The organism is Streptomyces sp. NPDC021012, from assembly GCF_044333355.1.
In the GTDB taxonomy this organism is placed as follows: domain Bacteria; phylum Actinomycetota; class Actinomycetes; order Streptomycetales; family Streptomycetaceae; genus Streptomyces.
The window spans coordinates 43561-60144 of sequence record NZ_JBIRQU010000010.1 but is presented as its reverse complement, the minus strand read 5'-3'; the positions used below and the strand labels follow the sequence as shown (position 1 = coordinate 60144).

15 protein-coding genes are annotated in these 16584 nt (G+C 73.8%); 9 read left to right on the top strand and 6 right to left on the bottom strand.

Features of this window, described 5'->3' with window-relative positions; all coding sequences use genetic code 11:
• The first annotated feature begins 114 nt into the window (after positions 1 to 114).
• From ACH4TP_RS28915 to ACH4TP_RS28890, 6 genes are all read left to right on the top strand, one after another.
• Complete coding sequence (locus ACH4TP_RS28915) at positions 115 to 864, top strand: GntR family transcriptional regulator (protein ID WP_389235115.1); 750 nt, start codon at positions 115 to 117, stop codon at positions 862 to 864.
• Between the two features lie 173 nt (positions 865 to 1037).
• Positions 1038 to 1943, top strand: coding sequence for a peptidoglycan-binding protein (locus ACH4TP_RS28910; protein ID WP_398439520.1), 906 nt, complete (start codon positions 1038 to 1040; stop codon positions 1941 to 1943).
• 500 nt (positions 1944 to 2443) lie between these two features.
• Entirely contained in the window at positions 2444 to 2827 is a 384-nt protein-coding gene (locus ACH4TP_RS28905; RefSeq protein ID WP_398183451.1) for a VOC family protein, read from the top strand.
• A 137-nt stretch (positions 2828 to 2964) separates the two neighbouring features.
• Positions 2965 to 3492, top strand: coding sequence for an NUDIX hydrolase family protein (locus ACH4TP_RS28900; protein WP_398183571.1), 528 nt, complete (start codon positions 2965 to 2967; stop codon positions 3490 to 3492).
• Between the two features lie 76 nt (positions 3493 to 3568).
• Positions 3569 to 4237, top strand: coding sequence for a HEAT repeat domain-containing protein (locus ACH4TP_RS28895; protein ID WP_398439519.1), 669 nt, complete (start codon positions 3569 to 3571; stop codon positions 4235 to 4237).
• Positions 4238 to 4243: 6 nt separating this feature from the next.
• The gene (locus tag ACH4TP_RS28890; protein ID WP_398439518.1) at positions 4244 to 5248 is read left to right on the top strand and encodes a HEAT repeat domain-containing protein; all 1005 of its coding nucleotides are present in this window, start codon (positions 4244 to 4246) and stop codon (positions 5246 to 5248) included.
• 237 nt (positions 5249 to 5485) lie between these two features.
• Here the strand turns inward: ACH4TP_RS28890 and ACH4TP_RS28885 are convergent, their stop codons facing one another.
• A complete protein-coding gene (locus ACH4TP_RS28885; protein WP_398439674.1) occupies positions 5486 to 5971 on the bottom strand; it encodes a dihydrofolate reductase in 486 nt (161 codons plus the stop codon).
• Positions 5972 to 5979: 8 nt separating this feature from the next.
• Entirely contained in the window at positions 5980 to 6777 is a 798-nt protein-coding gene (locus ACH4TP_RS28880; RefSeq protein WP_389235099.1) for a thymidylate synthase, read from the bottom strand.
• A gap of 116 nt (positions 6778 to 6893) precedes the next feature.
• Between ACH4TP_RS28880 and ACH4TP_RS28875 the strand changes: the two genes are divergently transcribed.
• Entirely contained in the window at positions 6894 to 8468 is a 1575-nt protein-coding gene (locus ACH4TP_RS28875; RefSeq protein ID WP_398183458.1) for a serine hydrolase, read from the top strand.
• 2 nt (positions 8469 to 8470) lie between these two features.
• On the opposite strand, the gene ACH4TP_RS28870 is transcribed toward ACH4TP_RS28875, so the two are convergent.
• Both ACH4TP_RS28870 and ACH4TP_RS28865 read right to left on the bottom strand, forming a co-directional pair.
• Positions 8471 to 10081: a TROVE domain-containing protein gene (locus ACH4TP_RS28870; RefSeq protein WP_398439516.1), complete on the bottom strand. Its 1611-nt coding sequence runs from the start codon at positions 10079 to 10081 to the stop codon at positions 8471 to 8473.
• Between the two features lie 234 nt (positions 10082 to 10315).
• The gene (locus ACH4TP_RS28865; protein ID WP_398439515.1) at positions 10316 to 11860 is read right to left on the bottom strand and encodes a hypothetical protein; all 1545 of its coding nucleotides are present in this window, start codon (positions 11858 to 11860) and stop codon (positions 10316 to 10318) included.
• Positions 11861 to 11972: 112 nt separating this feature from the next.
• On the opposite strand from ACH4TP_RS28865, the gene ACH4TP_RS28860 reads away from it, so the two are divergent.
• The gene (locus ACH4TP_RS28860; RefSeq protein WP_398439514.1) at positions 11973 to 13163 is read left to right on the top strand and encodes a sensor histidine kinase; all 1191 of its coding nucleotides are present in this window, start codon (positions 11973 to 11975) and stop codon (positions 13161 to 13163) included.
• Positions 13160 to 13831: a response regulator transcription factor gene (locus ACH4TP_RS28855; protein WP_398439513.1), complete on the top strand. Its 672-nt coding sequence runs from the start codon at positions 13160 to 13162 to the stop codon at positions 13829 to 13831. Before ACH4TP_RS28860 ends, ACH4TP_RS28855 begins: the two co-directional genes overlap by 4 nt.
• 40 nt (positions 13832 to 13871) lie before the next feature.
• Here ACH4TP_RS28855 and ACH4TP_RS28850 read toward each other — a convergent pair whose 3' ends face one another.
• Together ACH4TP_RS28850 and ACH4TP_RS28845 are read right to left on the bottom strand one after the other, a co-directional pair.
• Positions 13872 to 15320 (bottom strand): MFS transporter, encoded by a 1449-nt coding sequence (locus tag ACH4TP_RS28850; RefSeq protein WP_398439512.1) that lies wholly within the window; start codon positions 15318 to 15320, stop codon positions 13872 to 13874.
• A 2-nt stretch (positions 15321 to 15322) separates the two neighbouring features.
• Complete coding sequence (locus ACH4TP_RS28845) at positions 15323 to 16576, bottom strand: M20 family metallopeptidase (protein WP_398439511.1); 1254 nt, start codon at positions 16574 to 16576, stop codon at positions 15323 to 15325.
• Positions 16577 to 16584: the final 8 nt, after the last annotated feature.

Below are 16584 nucleotides of genomic sequence, written 5' to 3'. Positions count from 1 at the left end.
GTCTTGAGAGGAACCGACGGAGCCGTCCGACGACCCGTCATCGGGTTAGGGTGGGCGACGGGACGGCACACCGACCGACCGGATGTGCACAGCCGCACGGGAGATGGGGGCATTGTGACGGCGCTGTACGTGGAGATCGCGGAGGAGCTCCGCCGCTCGATCCTCAACGGCGAGTACCCCGTCGGCGCCCGCCTGCCGTCCGAGAGCGACCTCGCCGACCGCTGGTCCGCGTCCCGGGGCACGGTGCGCCAGGCCGTCGCCCTGCTCACCTCGGAAGGGATCATCGGCTCGCGCCAGGGCGCCCGCCGCATCGTGCTGCGCAGGGAGCGCCGGCACAGCTTCGCCGAACTCCACAGCTTCGCCCAGTGGGCGCGGGCCATGGGCTACCGGTCGGCGAGCCGCTTCCTCCACCGCGAGCGGCGCCGGGCCACGGCCGAGGAGGCGCGCCGCCTGTCCCTCCCGGAGGGGGCCGGGGTCCTCGACGTGCTGCGCCTGCGCTGCCTGGACGACGAGCCGGTCATGGTGGAACGGACGGCGTACGCGGAGTGGGTCGCGCCCACCGTCGAGTCCCTGCCCGTCGACTGCGCCTCGATCATGGACAGCATGGCCGAGGACGCGGGGATCGTCGCGCACTACGGCGAGCACCTCATCGACGCGGTGCCCGCCGGGAGCGACGACGCCCGGCTGCTCCGGGTCCGCCGGGGCAGCCCGCTGCTGCGGCAGCGGCACCTGACGAGCAATCAGGACGGCCGCCCCATCGAGTGGACCGAGGACCGCTACCGCGCGGGGAGCGTCACGTTCAACGTGAGCAACTCGGTGGGCACGGCCCCCCTGGTGCGGGATCCCGGCTCGCTGCTGATGTGAGGATTCCCGAGCGGGCGTGACCTGTGTCACTTGTTAAGGGTTGTTTAAGAATCAACGTCGCGAAGGTTCCCTTTTCGCACACCTTGGGCGCAGTTGACGCTTGCCTTGACCGCCGGTCAAATTCTCCTCGGCTTCGCCGCAACTTCCACGGCTTCACCACACCTGGAGCATCGATGCTCGACAGGACTGCCCTGACCGCAGCAGTCACGAACGGCACCCCCGAACCGGCATCACCTCCCGCGCGGGACGACCTCGTCTTCGGGAAGGTCGCCGAACCCGGCGCCGACGGGCCGGGGGCACGCGCACAGGACGTCGAGCTGTTCGACGTGACGCGGACCCTGCCGCGCGTCCCCGGGGAGGCCGGGACGCACGGACGCCATGGAGCGGGGAGGCCCCGGCACGTACGGAAGGAGTCCCGGTCGCGGCGGGCCGCGCGGGCGCCCGAGCGGGAGGGCCGGGGCGGCCTCTCGCTCCCGCTGCTGCTGACCGGCGCGCTCGCCGCGGGGATCGGACTCGCGGTCGGCCTCACGCCCGAATCCGGTCCGACGCCCCCGGACGGCCTGTCCCTCGTGATGCCCGACCTGCCGGCGCCCCACGTGACCCCGGACGCCGAACCGTCGGCCACCGGCCGGACCTCGCAGCCGACGGCAGCGCCGACGACCGTCTCGACAACCGCCTCACCGCCGCCGGCCGCACCCGCTCCCCCGCCGTCGGCACCGACTCCCCCGCCCACGCGCACGCACCGGCCGACGCCCTCGCCGACACCGGTCCGCAGCTCCCCGCGCTCCGATCCGCCCGGCGCGTCCGCGCTCGCGCTCGGCAGCACCGGACCCGAGGTCGTCGACCTCCAAGGGCGCCTCCAGCAGCTGTACTTGTACCTCGGCCCGGCCGACGGGGTCTTCGGCGAGTCCCTGGAGGTGGCCCTGAGCCGCTTCCAGGTGGCCCGCGCCGTCCCCGAGGAGCCCGGCGTCTACGGACCGATGACCCGCGCGGCCCTGTACGCCGAGACCCACCGGCCCGGCCGGAAGGGCCGGAACGGCTCGGACGACCGGGGCGGCTGGGGTGGCTGGGACGGCTGAGAAGAGGTCGCAGGCGTCCGGCAGCCCGGGGACGAGCAGCCGCCCCAGAGGGCGCAGCGGCTCGCCGTCGGGTCCGTCGAGGTGCCCGAGCCTCAGGACGTACGTGCTGGGGCGCGGCCCCAGCGGGGGCCGCGGCCGGGCGGTGTGGGCGCGTCCGAAGTCCCCTGACAGCAGGGCCTTGCGGGCGGCGGCCTCGTCCGTGGCGATCACGTGAGCGAGAAGAGTCCGTCCGCTCCGCCGGCCACCGGGGTGGCCGGCGAGGACAGGTCGGTGCAGAAGCGGAGCGCGTACCGGTGGATGGTCCCGGACCTGAGCGTGCCCCCGGAGGGGACGGTGGCGGTGACCGCGACCGTGTGCAGGTGTTCGCCGCTCCGGGTGCCGGTGAGGGTGGGCGTCGCGGGAAGCGCGCCCGAGACACCCTCGCACGCGCGGTCAACCGACCACTCGGTAACGCCATATGACAGTGCGTCACGGCAGGGCGGGAACGTACACTCGCGGACATGGCATCCCGCATCAGTGAGCTGGTCCTCGACTGCGCCGACCCCGAGCGGCTCGCCGCGTTCTGGGGCGAGGTCCTCGGCTATGTCGAGGTCGGCCGGGAGGAGGACGGAAGCATCGAGATCGGGCCGCCCGGCGTCGGGTTCGGCGGCGCGCAGCCCACTCTGGTCCTGAGCCCGAGCGGCGAGCCGCGGACCGGGAAGCTCCGTCTGCACATCGACGTCAACGCCACCGACCGCGACCAGGACGCCGAGCTGGAGCGACTGCTCGCGCTCGGCGCCAGCCCCGTCGACGTCGGCCAGAGCGGCGCCGAGGACTGGCACGTCCTGGCCGATCCCGAGGGCAACGAGTTCTGCCTCCTGCGCCGGCGCCTCAAGCCCCTCTGACCGCGACGCGGCACCCCTGGACACACCCGCGGGCACGGACCGGCCCGCGGCGCCCCGACCGAAACTCCCACCCGGCCGGCGGACACGCGGCCGGGGCCGAGTCACAGCCCGGAAAGTATGATCAAGCGATGTCTGACATGACTGAGACCACGCCCGGCTGGCTGTCCACGGACGAACTGGACACGGCCAGGGCCCGGATGCCGATCCTCTACGTCGAGGCCGTCCCCGTGCGCGTGGACGACAGCGGCGAAGTCACCAGCATCGGACTGCTCCTGCGGATCGGCGCCGAAGGAACGATCAGCCGCACCCTGGTGTCCGGCCGGGTCATGCACCACGAGCGCGTCCGTGACGCCCTCCTGCGCCACCTGGAGAAGGACCTCGGACCGGTGGCCCTGCCCCGGGTCCCCGCCTCCCTGCAGCCCTTCACCGTCGCCGAGTACTTCCCCACGGCCGGCATCACCCCCTTCCACGACCCGCGCCAGCACGCCGTGTCCCTCGCGTACGTGGTCCCGGTCACCGGCGACTGCCGACCGCGGCAGGACGCGCTCGACCTGGTCTGGTTCAGCCCGCAGGAAGCCGCCTCCCCGACCGTGCAGAACGAGATGCCCGGCGGCCAGGGAACGCTCCTCAGGCAGGCCCTCGCCCACGTCGGGCACGCCTACTGAACCCCGCGTCCCCCTCGGCCCCGGTTGACCTTGACACGGTGACAAGGTCTTCACTGTGGCCGAGGAGGTGGTCCCGATGACCATGGCGGACGAGGACACGGAGATGACGCGGGCACTGCGGGGGCTCGCGAGCGACAGCTCGTCGACGCGACTGCGGGCGGCGCTGGCGGTCGGCACCGCACCGGACCCCCGGTGCGTCGACGAGCTCGTCGGCCGCTGCGCGGTCGAGCCGGACTTCCAGGTGCGCGAGATGCTCACCTGGGCGCTCACCCGCCACGCGCCGGAGCTGATACTCCCCCGGCTCCTCGGCGAGCTCCGCTCGGAGCGGGCCCAGGCGCGGAGCCAGGCCCTCCACACCCTGTCCAAGATCGGGGACGGGAGTGCCTGGCCGGCGATCACGCGGGAGCTCATGACCGACGCCGACGACGAGGTGGCCCGCAGCGCCTGGCGGGCGGCGGTCGTCCTCGTCCCCGAGGGCGAGGAGCACGGGCTGGCCGCGGCGCTGGCGACCCAGCTCGGGCGGGGCGGCCGCGAGACGCAGCTGAGCCTCAGCCGGGCGCTGATCGCGCTCGGCGAGGCGACGACGCCGGTCCTGCGGGCCGCGATGTCGGATCCCCGCCCCCCGGTACGACAGCACGCGATCGCCACGGAGAGGCTGTCGCGCGACCCGAGCGCCGGATTCGACTTCGCGATCGAGGAGGCGAAGCGGATCGTGGCCCTCGGCACGAACGGCCAGGAGGAATGACAGTCCGTGTTGATCGGTGACGTGGCGCGGCACTCCGGGGTCAGCGCCCGCATGCTCAGGCATTACGAATCGCTCGGTCTGGTGCGGCCGAGCGGCCGGACCGGCGGCGGCTACCGGGAGTACTCGGACGAGGACATCCGGCGCGTCTTCCACATCGAGAGCCTGCGGTCCCTGGGGCTCTCGCTGCGCGAGGTCGGGCGCGCGCTCGACGAGCCCGGCTTCGCACCCGCGGAGCTCGTCGACGACCTCATCCACCAGACGCGCGAGCGCATCGCCGCCGAGACGGAGCTGCTCACCCGGCTGCGCCGGATCGGTTCCGCGGAGCCCGCCGAGTGGCAGGACGTCCTCCAGATCGTCGCCCTCCTCCAGGCCCTGGGCTCGAAGAGCCCCGAGACGCGCCAGCGCGCGGCCCTGTCCTCGGCCGAGGAGGCCTCCGTACCGGTGGAAGCACTGGTCGAGGCGGTACTCGGCGAGTCGGACCCGATCGTCGCGGGCGCCCTCCGCTGGGCGCTGGCCCGCTCGGGCGACAGCGGGCTGCCGCTGCTCGCGCGCGGCCTCGGCTCACCGGTGGCCGAGGTCCGCAGGCGCGCCGTCCGGTCCGTCGCCGAGATCCCGGGCGGCGAGGCGACCGGCCTGCTGGGCCGGGCCCTCGCGGACCCCGACCTCGCGGTGCGAAGGTGCGCCGCCGCGGAGCTGGGGGCGCGGGGCGTGGCCGACGCGGTCCCCACGCTCGTCGACATGGTCGTCGACGGCGTGAACGACGTCGACGCGGCCGAGACGCTGAGCGCGCTGGCGCACGGTCCCGGGCTCGCGGACCGGATCACCGGCCTGCTCGTCGACCGCCTCGCCCACGGCACGGCACGGGCGCCCGCCCGCCGGCGCCTCGCCCAGGCCCTCGCGGACATCCCGGGAAGCGCGGCGTCACGGGCGCTCGCGGAGCTGTCCCGGGACGAGGACCGGGCCGTCGCGCTGACCGCCACGTACATCCTCGGGATGCGGGAAGCACGCTGACGGACGGCGCAGGCCGACTACGGGCTTGGCCGACCGACTGCGGGCCTGGCCGCCGACTGCGGGCTTGGCCGACCGACTGCGGGTCTGGCCGACCAGCCACGGGCCTGGCCGACCGACTACGGGCCTGGCCGGCTGGCTGCGGGCCTGGCCGACCGCCCACGGGCGTGGCCCGGCCTGCTACGGCTTGGCCGCCGACTACGGGCCTGGCCGACCGGCCACGGGCGTGGCCCCGGCCTGCTACGGGCGCGTGTACCGGCGGATGCGGTAGCGCAGGCCGGTCGTGGAGTCCCGCCAGTCGGTGTCCTCCGCGACCTGCCAGTCGGCGTCGATGGACGGGGCGTACGTGTCGCCGTCGATCGCGGTGTCGACCTCCGTCACCGAGAGCGTCCGGGCGTGGGGCAGGGTGGCGCGGTAGATCTCGCCACCGCCCATGACCCAGGTCACGGCGCCGGCGGCCAGCTCCAGCGCTTCTTCGACGGATCCGGCGCGCTCCGCGCCCTCGGCCGTCCAGCCCGCGTCACGGGTCACCACGATGTTGCGGCGGCCCGCCAGGGGACGGAAGCGGGCGGGCAGCGAGTCCCAGGTCTTGCGGCCCATGATCACGGGGTGGCCGAGGGTGGTCGCCTTGAAGTGCGCCATGTCCTCGGGGAGCCGCCACGGGATCGTGTTGTCGGCGCCGATGACGCCGTCGGGGGTCTGCGCCCAGATGAGCCCGATGTTCACACCCGTACTCATACCGCGACCGGAGCCTTGATGCCCGGGTGGTGCCGGTAGCCCACGATCTCCACGTCGGAGTAGGCGTAGTCGAACAGCGACTCGGCCTTGTGCAGCTTCAGCTCGGGGAACTCGTACGGGGTGCGGCCGAGCTGCTCGGTCACCTGGTCCACGTGGTTGTCGTAGATGTGGCAGTCGCCGCCGGTCCAGATGAAGTCGCCCGGCTCCAGGCCGACCTGCTGCGCCACCATGTGGGTGAGCAGGGCGTAGCTGGCGATGTTGAACGGGACGCCGAGGAACAGGTCCGCGCTGCGCTGGTACAGCTGGCAGGAGAGCTTGCCGTCGGCGACGTAGAACTGGAAGAAGGCGTGGCACGGGGCGAGCGCCATGCGGTCGAGGTCGGCGACGTTCCAGGCGGAGACGATCATCCGGCGGGAGTCCGGGTCGCGGCGCAGCGTGTCGAGGACCTGGCTGATCTGGTCGACGTGCCGGCCGTCGGGCGTGGGCCAGGAGCGCCACTGCACGCCGTAGACGGGGCCGAGCTCGCCCTTCTCATCGGCCCACTCGTCCCAGATGGAGACGCCGTTCTCCTGGAGCCAGCCGACGTTCGAGTCGCCGCGCAGGAACCACAGCAGCTCGTACACGATGGACTTGAGGTGCACCTTCTTTGTGGTGACCAGCGGGAAGCCCTGCGAGAGGTCGTAGCGGAGCTGGTGCCCGAAGACGCTCCGGGTGCCTGTGCCCGTCCGGTCGGCCTTGGCCGTTCCCGAGGTGAGCACCATCTTCAACAAGTCTTCGTACTGGGTATCCGCCACGGTCGCCGAGTCTACCGCCGGACGCGGCGCCGCCTCGACCTGCGGGTCTCCGCGCGGTGACCGGTCGGGTTCCGGCAGCGCGCGACAGACGCCGGCGCAGGCCGTTGAATGGAGACGTGAGCACCGTTCGATGGCTTGCCGCGGCAGGACTCACCGCGCTGCTGGGCGCAGCGGGCCCCGGGCCGTGGGGCAGCTCGACCCCCGGGCCCACGCCGCCTCCGGCCCAGCCCCCGCCCCAGCTCGACGACGCGGACGTGCGGCGCGCCGTCGACCGGCTCGACGGAGTCGTCGAGGACGCCATGAAACGCACCGGCGTGCCGGGCGTGGCCGTCGCCGTCGTCCACGACGGCAAGGTGATCCATCTGAAGGGGTACGGCGTGCGGAAGGCCGGCGAGAGCGCGCCCGTGGACGCCGACACCGTCTTCCAGCTGGCCTCCGTCTCGAAGCCGATCGCCTCCACCGTGGTCTCCGGCGCCGTGGGCACCGAGGGCTGGACCGCGCCCGTCGCCCCGAACGTGCCGGGCTTCGCACTCAAGGACCCGTGGGTCACCTCCCACGTGACGGTCGCCGACCTGTTCTCGCACCGCAGCGGCCTGCCCGACCACGCCGGGGACCTGCTCGAAGACCTCGGCTACGACCGCTCGTACATCCTGTCCCACCTGCGCTACGAGCCCCTCGCGCCCTTCCGCGCCAGCTACGCCTACACCAACTTCGGCCTCACGGCCGCCGCCCAGGCGGTCGCCGACGAGAAGGGCGTGCCCTGGGAGAAGCTCGCCGCCGACACGCTCTACAAGCCGGCCGGCATGAACTCCACCAGCTCGCGCTTCGAGGACTTCGCGAAGGCCTCCGACCGGGCCTGGGGCCACGTCAAGGTCGGCGGCGCCTGGAAGGCGGAGTTCGTACGGGACCCGGACGCCCAGTCCCCCGCCGGCGGCGTCAGCTCCTCCGCCCGTGACATGGCGACCTGGCTGCGGCTCCAGCTCGGCGACGGCAAGCTCGACGGCCGGCAGGTCATCGGCGCCGACGCCCTGGAGCGCACCCACTGGCCCGAGGCGGTCGCCAACCCGCCGCACGCCCCGGCCGGCCGGACCGGTTTCTACGGCCTGGGCTGGAACGTGAGTTACGACGACGAGGGCCGGCTCCGGCTCTCGCACACGGGAGCGTTCGCCGAGGGCGCGCACACCAACGTGACGATGCTGCCCGGCGAGCAGCTCGGCATCGTCGTCCTCACGAACACCTCGCCGGTCGGCGTCGCCGACGCGGTCGCCCTCGACTTCTTCGACATCGCGCAGACCGGGAAGATCAGCCGCGACTGGATCCCGCTGGTGAACGCGCTGTACGAGCAGGAGGCGAACGCGGGCGTGTCGAAGACCGACTACGCCCACCCGCCGTCCGGTGCCGCGCCCGCGAAGGCGGCCGACACGTACGCGGGCACGTACGACAGCGACTACTACGGGCGGGCGGAGGTCGTCGCCGGTACGGACGGCGTCCTGACGCTCCGTCTGGGGCCGAAGCCCCAGTCCTACCGGCTGACGCACTACGACGGCGACACGTTCAGCTTCGCGACCGCCGGGGAGAACGCCGTGGGGCGCACCGGGGTCACCTTCGCCCCGGACGGGAAGTCCTTCACCGTCGAGTACCTGAACACGGAGGGGCTGGGCACGTTCACCCGTACCGGCGGCGGCTCGTAGGGCTACGTGTGCGCGGGCGGCGTCCACGGCCAGGCGGCCTCGCGGCCGGCCTCGATGAGGCCGACCATCCGGAACGCGGCGTCCGTGAGGCCGCCGAAGGTGTGCCGGTGGGGGCCCGTGGGGCCGTGGGCGGGCCGGTAGCCCGCCAGGTTCCAGGTGTAGACCGGGGTGGCGGCCGGGACCGCGTCGGTCGGTCCGACGGGTTCGTAGGGGACGGTCTGCTCGTCGGTGACGATCAGGACCCGGTCGTGGTTCTGGTAGTGCTTGCGCACCGCCTTCGCGGTGTACGTGCCTCCCATGCTGCGGAAGCGTTTCAGCACGTCGAGCACCGGCTCGCCCGGGGCGAACGGCACCGCCGCGCTGCCCCAGCCGAACTCCACCAGGTCCGCCCGCTCGGCTCGCATGGCCAGCGCGGTGCCGAACACGGCCGCCGCGTCCGCCCGCGTCAGCTTGGACCGCTCGGAGACGGTGTCCCAGAACATGGAGTCGGACCGGTCCACCAGGATCAGGGTCCGGCCGGGCAGGGCGGGCACGTTGGCCAGGGAGTGGCCCAGGGCCCGTTCCAGCGGGGCCGCCCAGCGCGGTGACGGCGCGTGCTGGTGGGCGGCCAGGTAGCGGAAGGGGAACTGCCGGGCCCTGGCGACCTCGGAGGCGTCCGAGAGCCGGGCGGCGACCCGGGCCGCGACCTCGTCCGAGATGCCCGCCTCGTCGAAGTTCCGCAGGTTCCTCAGGAGCGCCATCGGCCCCATCGCGGGGATCACGGCCTCCCAGACGGCGGCGTCCATCGGTCCGTGGAGCCAGCCCGCCAGGGCCTCCCACGTCATGCCCGCCGCCGCGAGGCGTTCGGAGCCGCCCGGCCCGGTCACCAGGGCCCGCCGCTCGTCCGGCGCCGACTCCATCAGCGCCCGGTGGGCGGTCAGCAGGTGGTCGGAGGCCGGCGGAACCGCCTGCTCCGGGTGGTGGCGGCGGTCCAGGGCGTACCGGAAGAGCGCGCCCTGCCAGGGCTTGTCCGGGTCGGGGGTGGCATGCACGAGGTTGAGCACGTCGCCGAAGCGGAAGGCCTTGGACGCGGTGTCGTACTTGAGCAGGGACCGGGACGTGTACAGGCGGCGCACGCCGTCGGCGACGCCCCGCTTCACGGGCTGCGGCACGTTCCGCCCGTACGCCGAGATCCAGTGGGCGAGCAGTTCGCCGGGCTCGTCGGCGCGCTGGAGCACCGAGTCGATCACGGACCGGTTGGACGGGCCCCCGGTCGCCCCGGCCTTGAGCCGGGCCCGCACGTACGCGGCGGCTCCCACCAGGGACGCCGTGCGCATGTTGCCCTCACCGCGCAGCCAGCGCAGCAGGCCGGCCGTCCACTCCGGGTCCTGGAGGGCGAGTTCGCCGACGAGACGGGTGTACCGCGCGTCGCGCTCCTCGCCGCTCTCGTAGAAGGTCTGCTGCGAGACGAGGTTGCCGACCGCGAGGAGGAAGAGCTCGTCGCGGGGCTCCCGGACGAAGGCCGGGCCGCCCGCGTGGGTGCGGGGGCCCGGCCCGTAGAGCCTGTGGTGGGGCCGCGGTGGTGACGGAGGCGTGGAGCGGGCGGTCGCCAGGATGTGCGGGGCCACGAGCATGTCGGACCACATCTTGGAGACGCGCGGGGTGTGACGAGGCAGTGAATCCCCCCGGATTCAAAGGGTTCGGGCCCCGGGCACGATGTCCGGCGGGGCGAAGACGCCCGCGCCTGCCGAGATCGGAGAAGGCGGCGGCGTCACTTGTGTTTTCGGAAGGAAGTAGCCGCAGCCGAGCGCATCGGAGGCGCGGTCGCTCCGCCAACCTACAAGATCCGCCGCGCCGCACACCAGCGATTAACGCGGGTCCCGGCTCCGTCGGCCGCTCGCCTCCGGCAGCCGGCGCAGTGCGAGGCCCAGCAGAAGCACCGCGTACGCGCCCAGTACGCCGACTCCGGCCCACCAGGGAAGGGGGAAGTAGCCGGTGGAGGGCGCGTAGTGGGCGAGCACCTGTGGATGGGCGACGAGGGACTGCTGCGTGGCGAAGCCGGCGGCCGGGGTGACCCGCAGGAGCCACTGCGAAGGGCCGTCGGCGAGCAGCGGGAAGGAGGTCACCACGTACGGGACGACGATCGCCAGGACGGCGACGGGGAGCGCGGCCCGGGCGCGGCGCAGCAGGGCGCCGAGCGCGAGGGCGAGCACGGCGGCGAGGGCGAGCGCGGCGGCCGTGCCGACGACGATCCGCGTCCCGGTGAGCGGGGACGCCCCGAGGACGGGGATGCCGTTCCCCTTCAGGATCGTCACGCCGACGGGTATCACGATGCCGAGGGCGAGGAGACCGGTCACGAACGTGACGGCCCCGACGACGATCGCCTTCGCCGCGAGTTCCGCGCGGGTGACCGGCGCGCCGCCCGTGGCTTCGCGGCGGTACGCGGTGGTGGCGAGCCGTACCGCGACCACGAGCACGACGAGCAGCGCGAGGGCCAGGCCGCCGAGGGTGCGCTCCACGGGCCGGGCGCCGTCCTCGGCGCCCGCCGGACCGATGTCGCCGGATCCGGTGACGGTGATCGTGCCGTTCTTCTCCACCGCGCCGGATGCCCGGACCTGCTTCTCCCAGTCGGTCCTGTTCGCCTCGCCGACGGTGTCGCTCCGCCAGCCCGCGCCGACGACCGTGCCCTTGAGGCCGACGTGGTCGAAGACGCCGGCGGCCTGGGTCCAGCGCACCTGTTCCGTGGCGCCGCCGAGGCCGACGCGCCGCAGGGTCAGGTCGCCGGGAGAGGTGGCGAAGAGGCCGACCTGCACGGTGCCGGTCAGCCCCGTCAGGCGTGCCGTGCCGACCTCCGTCCACCGCGCGCCGTCGGCGGACTCGTGGCCGGTGACGGTGTCGCCCGACCGGGTGAGCCGCAGCCAGCGCGGGGCCCGGGCCGAGACCGCGCCGCCGTTGCCGCCGCTTCCGGCGATGTCGTGGAGGTAGTCGTACTGCATGCGTACGCCGTGGCCGCCGGTGACCATCAGCGCCGCGTACGAGGAGCCCTGACGGACGCCGTCCTTGATGATGATCCCGGCCTTCGCCCAGGGCGCGAGGCCGGGGACGATCCGGTCGTGGTGGGGCGGCGGGTAGGTGATCGTGCCCGACATGGACGTCATCCGGGCGGTGATGCTGCCGTTCTCGCCCAGCTCCTGGTGCAGGTAGGAGAACTGGTCGTTGACGAGGGAGCCGTCCGGCCCGGTCGGATCGGCGGGGCACGGGCCGTCGCAGGACGCGTGGTTGCCCGTCGCGTAGAGCAGGCCGAGGGCGACGACGGCCAGCATCGCCGCCGCCATGGCGATCAGCCGGCCCGGACGGCGGAAGCCGGTCCACTCCCGGCGGACCGCGTGGAGTACTGCGTGGGTCGAAGACATGACCACGGTTGTACGCAGGACACCGTGACGTGGTCCGAACCGCGCCTGTCACTTCGCTGTTAGGTGCGGCGGGGCATGCTGGGTCCGGCCGGACACGCGCGGGAGGGGAAGCATGGGCATGCTGCGGGGCGGAACTGTCGGACGGCGCTTCACGATCCTGTACGCCGCGGGGTTCCTCGGCTCCGGGATCGTGCTGCTCGCCCTGACCTACCTGGTGTCCGGTGCCCGGCTGTCCGCACCCGCGCCCGGAATCACCCCCGTGCCCGCCCCCGGCGGCTCGTCCGAACTCGCCGTCGCTCAGCAGCAGATCCGGGATCTGCAGGGGCAACTCTCGGACGTGCACGGGCAGCAGGAGCACCGACTCGCTCTCGCCTCGCTCATCGCGCTGGTGGTGACGGCGGGTCTCTCGCTCCTCCTCGGCCGCCTCCTGGCCCGCCGGGTCCTGCGTCCGCTGCGGCTCATCACCGCGGCGACGCGGCGGATCTCCGCGGAGAACCTGCACGAGCGGCTCGCCGTGAGCGGCCCCGCCGACGAGGTCAAGGAGCTCGCCGACACCGTCGACGGCCTCCTCGAACGACTCGAGGCCTCCTTCGTCGCGCAGCGCCGCTTCGTCGGCAACGCCTCGCACGAGCTGCGTACGCCGCTGGCGACGATACGGGCATCCCTGGACGTGGCCGTCGCCAAACCGGAGCCCTCGGCGCAGGCCCTCGCGCTCACCGCCCGGGTGCGGACCGAACTGGACCGCGTGGACCACCTGCTCGACGGTTTCCTCGTCCTCGCCCGCGCGCAGCACGGTGACCTCTCCGACCGGGCCCTCGTGTCGCTGGGCGAGCTGGCCCGGGAGGCGCTGGGCGACCGGGCCCCCGACCTCGCCGCGAAGTCCCTGGCCCTCGACACCGAGGTGGGTCCGGTGTCCTGGACGCGGGGCAGCGCGGTGCTGCTGTCCCGGATGGTGCGGAACGTCGTCGACAACGCGATCGCGCACAACCGGGAGAACGGCTGGATCCGGGTCGCCGCCGACGGCGACGGATCCGAGGCGCGTCTGGTCGTCGAGACCGGCGGGCCCGTCCTGGACCAGGACCAGGTGGACCGGCTCGGGCAGCCGTTCGAACGCCTCGGCGTCGCCCGTACGGGACCGGAGGGAAGTTCGGGCCTGGGCCTGTCGATTGTCGCGGCGATCGTCGCCGCGCACGGCGGCCGACTCGTCCTCCGAGCCCGTCCGGAGGGTGGTCTGCGTGTCGCGGTGACGCTGCCGGCGGCGGTCCCGGAAGCCGAGGCGCTGCGGACGGGGGTACGGGGATGAGGATCCTGGTCGTGGAGGACGCGCGGTCGCTCGCCGAGGTCGTCGCCGAGGGACTGCGGGATCAGGGGATGGCCGTCGACCTCGCGCACGACGGCCTGGAGGCCGCCGCGAAGCTCGACGTGAACGCGTACGACGTGGTGGTCCTCGACCGGGATCTGCCCGGCGTCCACGGAGACGTGCTCTGCCAGATGATCACCGGGCGGGACGACCGTCCGATGGTCCTGATGCTGACCGCGGCCGGGGCGCCCGGCGACCGGGTCAGCGGGCTCACCCTCGGAGCCGACGACTACCTGGCCAAACCCTTCCACTTCCCCGAACTCGTCCTGCGCATCCGGGGCCTGGCCCGCCGCAGGCCGTCGGCCCGGGCCCGTACGCTGCGCGCCGCCGGTCTCGAACTCGACCCGGTACGCCACACGGCCCTCCGGGACGGGCGGCCGCTCGCCCTGTCCGTCAAGGAGTTCGCCGTCCTGGAGGCGCTCCTGCGCGCCAGTCCGGGGTTCCTGAGCGCCGAGGACCTCCTGGAGCAGGTGTGGGACGAGAACGCCGATCCGTTCACCAACACCGTGACGGTCACGATCGGCCGCTTGCGCCGCAAGCTGGGCGGCCCGCCGGTCATCACGACGACGACCGGGGTGGATTATCGCATCGCCGACGCCCCGACCGGCTGACGGAGCGCGGCTCCGACCGGCCGACGGGGCTCCGGGCTCGTCAGCCCGCCGGCTCGGCCGCCGTCCCGGGCGTGCTCTCGTGGCGGCGGGCCACCGCGCTGAGTCCGGCGGCGAGCAGCGCGCAGAGCGCGCCGGCGAGCCAGACCGCTCGGTAGCCGTCCTCGCCGGGCTGGCCGGTCGCCGGGGAGGTGAACGCGCCCAGGAGAGAGGCGAAGACGCCGCCGGCGACCGCGCCGCCGAGGGTCTTGACGTTGTTGTAGAGGGCGGCGGCGATGCCGGTGCGGGACAGGTCCGAGGCCTCGACGATCACGGTGGGCATGGCGCCGAGCGCCAGGCCGGTGCCGAGGCCGAGGAAGAAGGACCCCGCCGCCATGTGCCACACCTCGTCGTGGAGGACGGCGTACTGGAGGAACGCCGCCGCCACCAGCGCGAAGGCCGCGACCAGGGTGGGGCGGTAGCCGATGCGCCGTGCGACGGCCGCGGTGGCGAAGGAGCCGAGGACGGCGGCGACGTAGCCGGGCAGGGAGACGAGCGAGATCGCGAGGGCGGACATGGCGAATCCGTATCCGGCGGTCGCCGGATCGGCGGCGAAGAAGGTGGCGTTGGGGGCCTGGCTGCCGAAGTAGAAGACGCCGAAGAGGAACGCCCCCAGGTAGAAGGGGGCCGCCTCGCGGCCGGCGAGGGCCCTGATGTCCACCAGCGGCTCCGCGGCCCGCAGTTCCACGAGGATCCAGGCGGTCAGCAGGACGGCGCCGAGGAGGAGCGGGCCGAGGGCGGCGAGGCTGCTCCAGGCTCCGTTCTTCGCGGCGCCGACGCCGCTCAGCAGGGCGAGCACGGCCGTGCTGAGCAGCGCCACTCCGGGCCAGTCGACCCGGCCGCCGGCCCGGCGGGTGGATTCGGGTACGGCGACGTAGGAGACGGGTACGCAGATCAGGGCGAGCGCCGCCGGTACGAGGAGGACGAGGCGCAGGTCGCCCACGGCGGAGTGGAGCAGGCCCATCGCCACTCCGCCCGCGAGGGAGCCGAGGGCGAGCGCACCGACGAGGAGGGCGATGGCCCCGCGCGCTCCGGCCACTGGGAGCCGGTCCCGTACGAGGGCGATCTCCAGGGGCAGCAGCGCGGCGAGGGGCCCCTGGAGGAGCCTTCCGGCGAGCACCAGGGGGTAGGTGTCCGCGAGTGCCACGATCAGGGTGCCCGCCGCGGTGAGGGCGAGGGCGATCCGGAGCATGCGCCGGTGGCCGTGGAGGTCGCCGAGGCGCCCGAACAGCGGTACGCACACGGCGGCGGCGAGGAGCTGGACGGAGACGATCCAGTTGGTGTCGACGGCGTCCACGCCCAGGTGCGCGGCGAGGGCGGGTAGGAGCGGGGCGATGCCGGTCTGGACGACGCCGCTGGTGAGTTCGAAGAGGACGAGCAGGCCGACGACAGCGGTGACGGCGGGTTCGGGGTTCCGCGTGACCGGACCTCTCGGTCTGGTGGTGTCGGTCATGGTCACTCCTGCGGGGTGAGAGCGGTCGGGGAAGAGGGGACGGCGGCCGGGGAGGAATCGGCGGCGGCGTGGGCGAGTCGCCGGAGGGCGAGGCCCGCGAGGAGGGCGGCGGCGTGGGGCAGCGCGCCGTCGTCGTAGACGGCCTGCGGGGAGTGGTTCATCGGGGCGGTCGCGGGGTCGGTGCCGGCCGGGCAGGCGCCGAGGCCGAGGAAGGCCCCGGGCACCTCGCGCAGCACGAAGGAGAAGTCCTCGGAGCCGGCCAGCGGCGTGGGCGCGGGGAAGACCCGGTCCGCGCCGAGGACGTCCCGGGCGGCGTCGAGGGCGAACGCGGCCTCGCCGTCGTGGTTGACGGTCGGCGGGTACTGGTGGACGTAGTCGATGTCCGCGCCGACGCCGTGGGCGGCGGCGATACCGTGCACGGTCCGCTCGAACGCCGCGCGGACGGCGGCGCGCGAGGCCTCGGAGAAGGTGCGGACGGTGGCGGAGAAGCGGCCCGACTCCGGGATGACGTTGGCCGCGGTGCCGGCCTCCAGGCGGCCGACCGTGACGACGGCCGGGTCGAAGATGTCGATCTCGCGCGTGACCAGGGTCTGCAGGGCGGTGACCATCGCGCACAGCGCGGGCACCGGGTCGACGGCGGCATGCGGGGAGGAGCCGTGGCCGCCCTCGCCGCGCACGGTGACGTGGACGGTGTCGGAGGCGGCGAGCATGGGGCCCGGCCGGGTGGCGGCGAATCCGGTCGGGGCGCCCCGGGAGACGACGTGGAGCGCGTACGCGGCGACGACCCGTTCTCCGGCCGCGTCGAGCACTCCCTCGTCGATCATGATCTTCGCGCCGCCCTGGCCCTCCTCGCCCGGCTGGAACATCAGGACGACGTCGCCGGCGAGCTCCTCGCGGCGGGCCGCGAGGAGGTGCGCGGCTCCGACGAGCCCGGCGGTGTGCAGGTCGTGCCCGCAGGCGTGCATCCGGCCGTCGAGGACGGAGGCGTACGGGACGCCGGTGTCCTCCTGGACGGGGAGGGCGTCCATGTCGCCCCTCAGCAGGACCGCGGGCCCGGGCCGTCCGCCGCGCAGGACGGCCGTCACCGAGCTGAGGGCCCGGCCCCGGGTGATCTCCAGGCCGAGCCCGTCGAGGGCGGCGATCACTTTCGACTGGGTGAGGGGGAGGTCCAGGCCCAACTCCGGTTCCCGGTGCAGGGAGTGGCGCAGGGCGGTCAGGACGGGGGCGAGGGCGTGTGCGTCGTGCAGCAGATCCATGGGGGGTA

Bases quoted from the DNA above. Each gene is read 5' to 3' on its own strand.
- ACH4TP_RS28910 (WP_398439520.1), top strand. From the start codon at position 1,038: ATGCTCGACAGGACTGCCCTGACCGCAGCAGTCACGAACGGCACCCCC.
- ACH4TP_RS28905 (WP_398183451.1), top strand. From the start codon at position 2,444: ATGGCATCCCGCATCAGTGAGCTGGTCCTCGACTGCGCCGACCCCGAG.
- ACH4TP_RS28900 (WP_398183571.1), top strand. From the start codon at position 2,965: ATGACTGAGACCACGCCCGGCTGGCTGTCCACGGACGAACTGGACACG.
- ACH4TP_RS28895 (WP_398439519.1), top strand. From the start codon at position 3,569: ATGACCATGGCGGACGAGGACACGGAGATGACGCGGGCACTGCGGGGG.
- ACH4TP_RS28870 (WP_398439516.1), bottom strand. From the start codon at position 10,081: ATGCTCGTGGCCCCGCACATCCTGGCGACCGCCCGCTCCACGCCTCCG.
- ACH4TP_RS28865 (WP_398439515.1), bottom strand. From the start codon at position 11,860: ATGTCTTCGACCCACGCAGTACTCCACGCGGTCCGCCGGGAGTGGACC.
- ACH4TP_RS28860 (WP_398439514.1), top strand. From the start codon at position 11,973: ATGGGCATGCTGCGGGGCGGAACTGTCGGACGGCGCTTCACGATCCTG.
- ACH4TP_RS28855 (WP_398439513.1), top strand. From the start codon at position 13,160: ATGAGGATCCTGGTCGTGGAGGACGCGCGGTCGCTCGCCGAGGTCGTC.
- ACH4TP_RS28850 (WP_398439512.1), bottom strand. From the start codon at position 15,320: ATGACCGACACCACCAGACCGAGAGGTCCGGTCACGCGGAACCCCGAA.
- ACH4TP_RS28845 (WP_398439511.1), bottom strand. From the start codon at position 16,576: ATGGATCTGCTGCACGACGCACACGCCCTCGCCCCCGTCCTGACCGCC.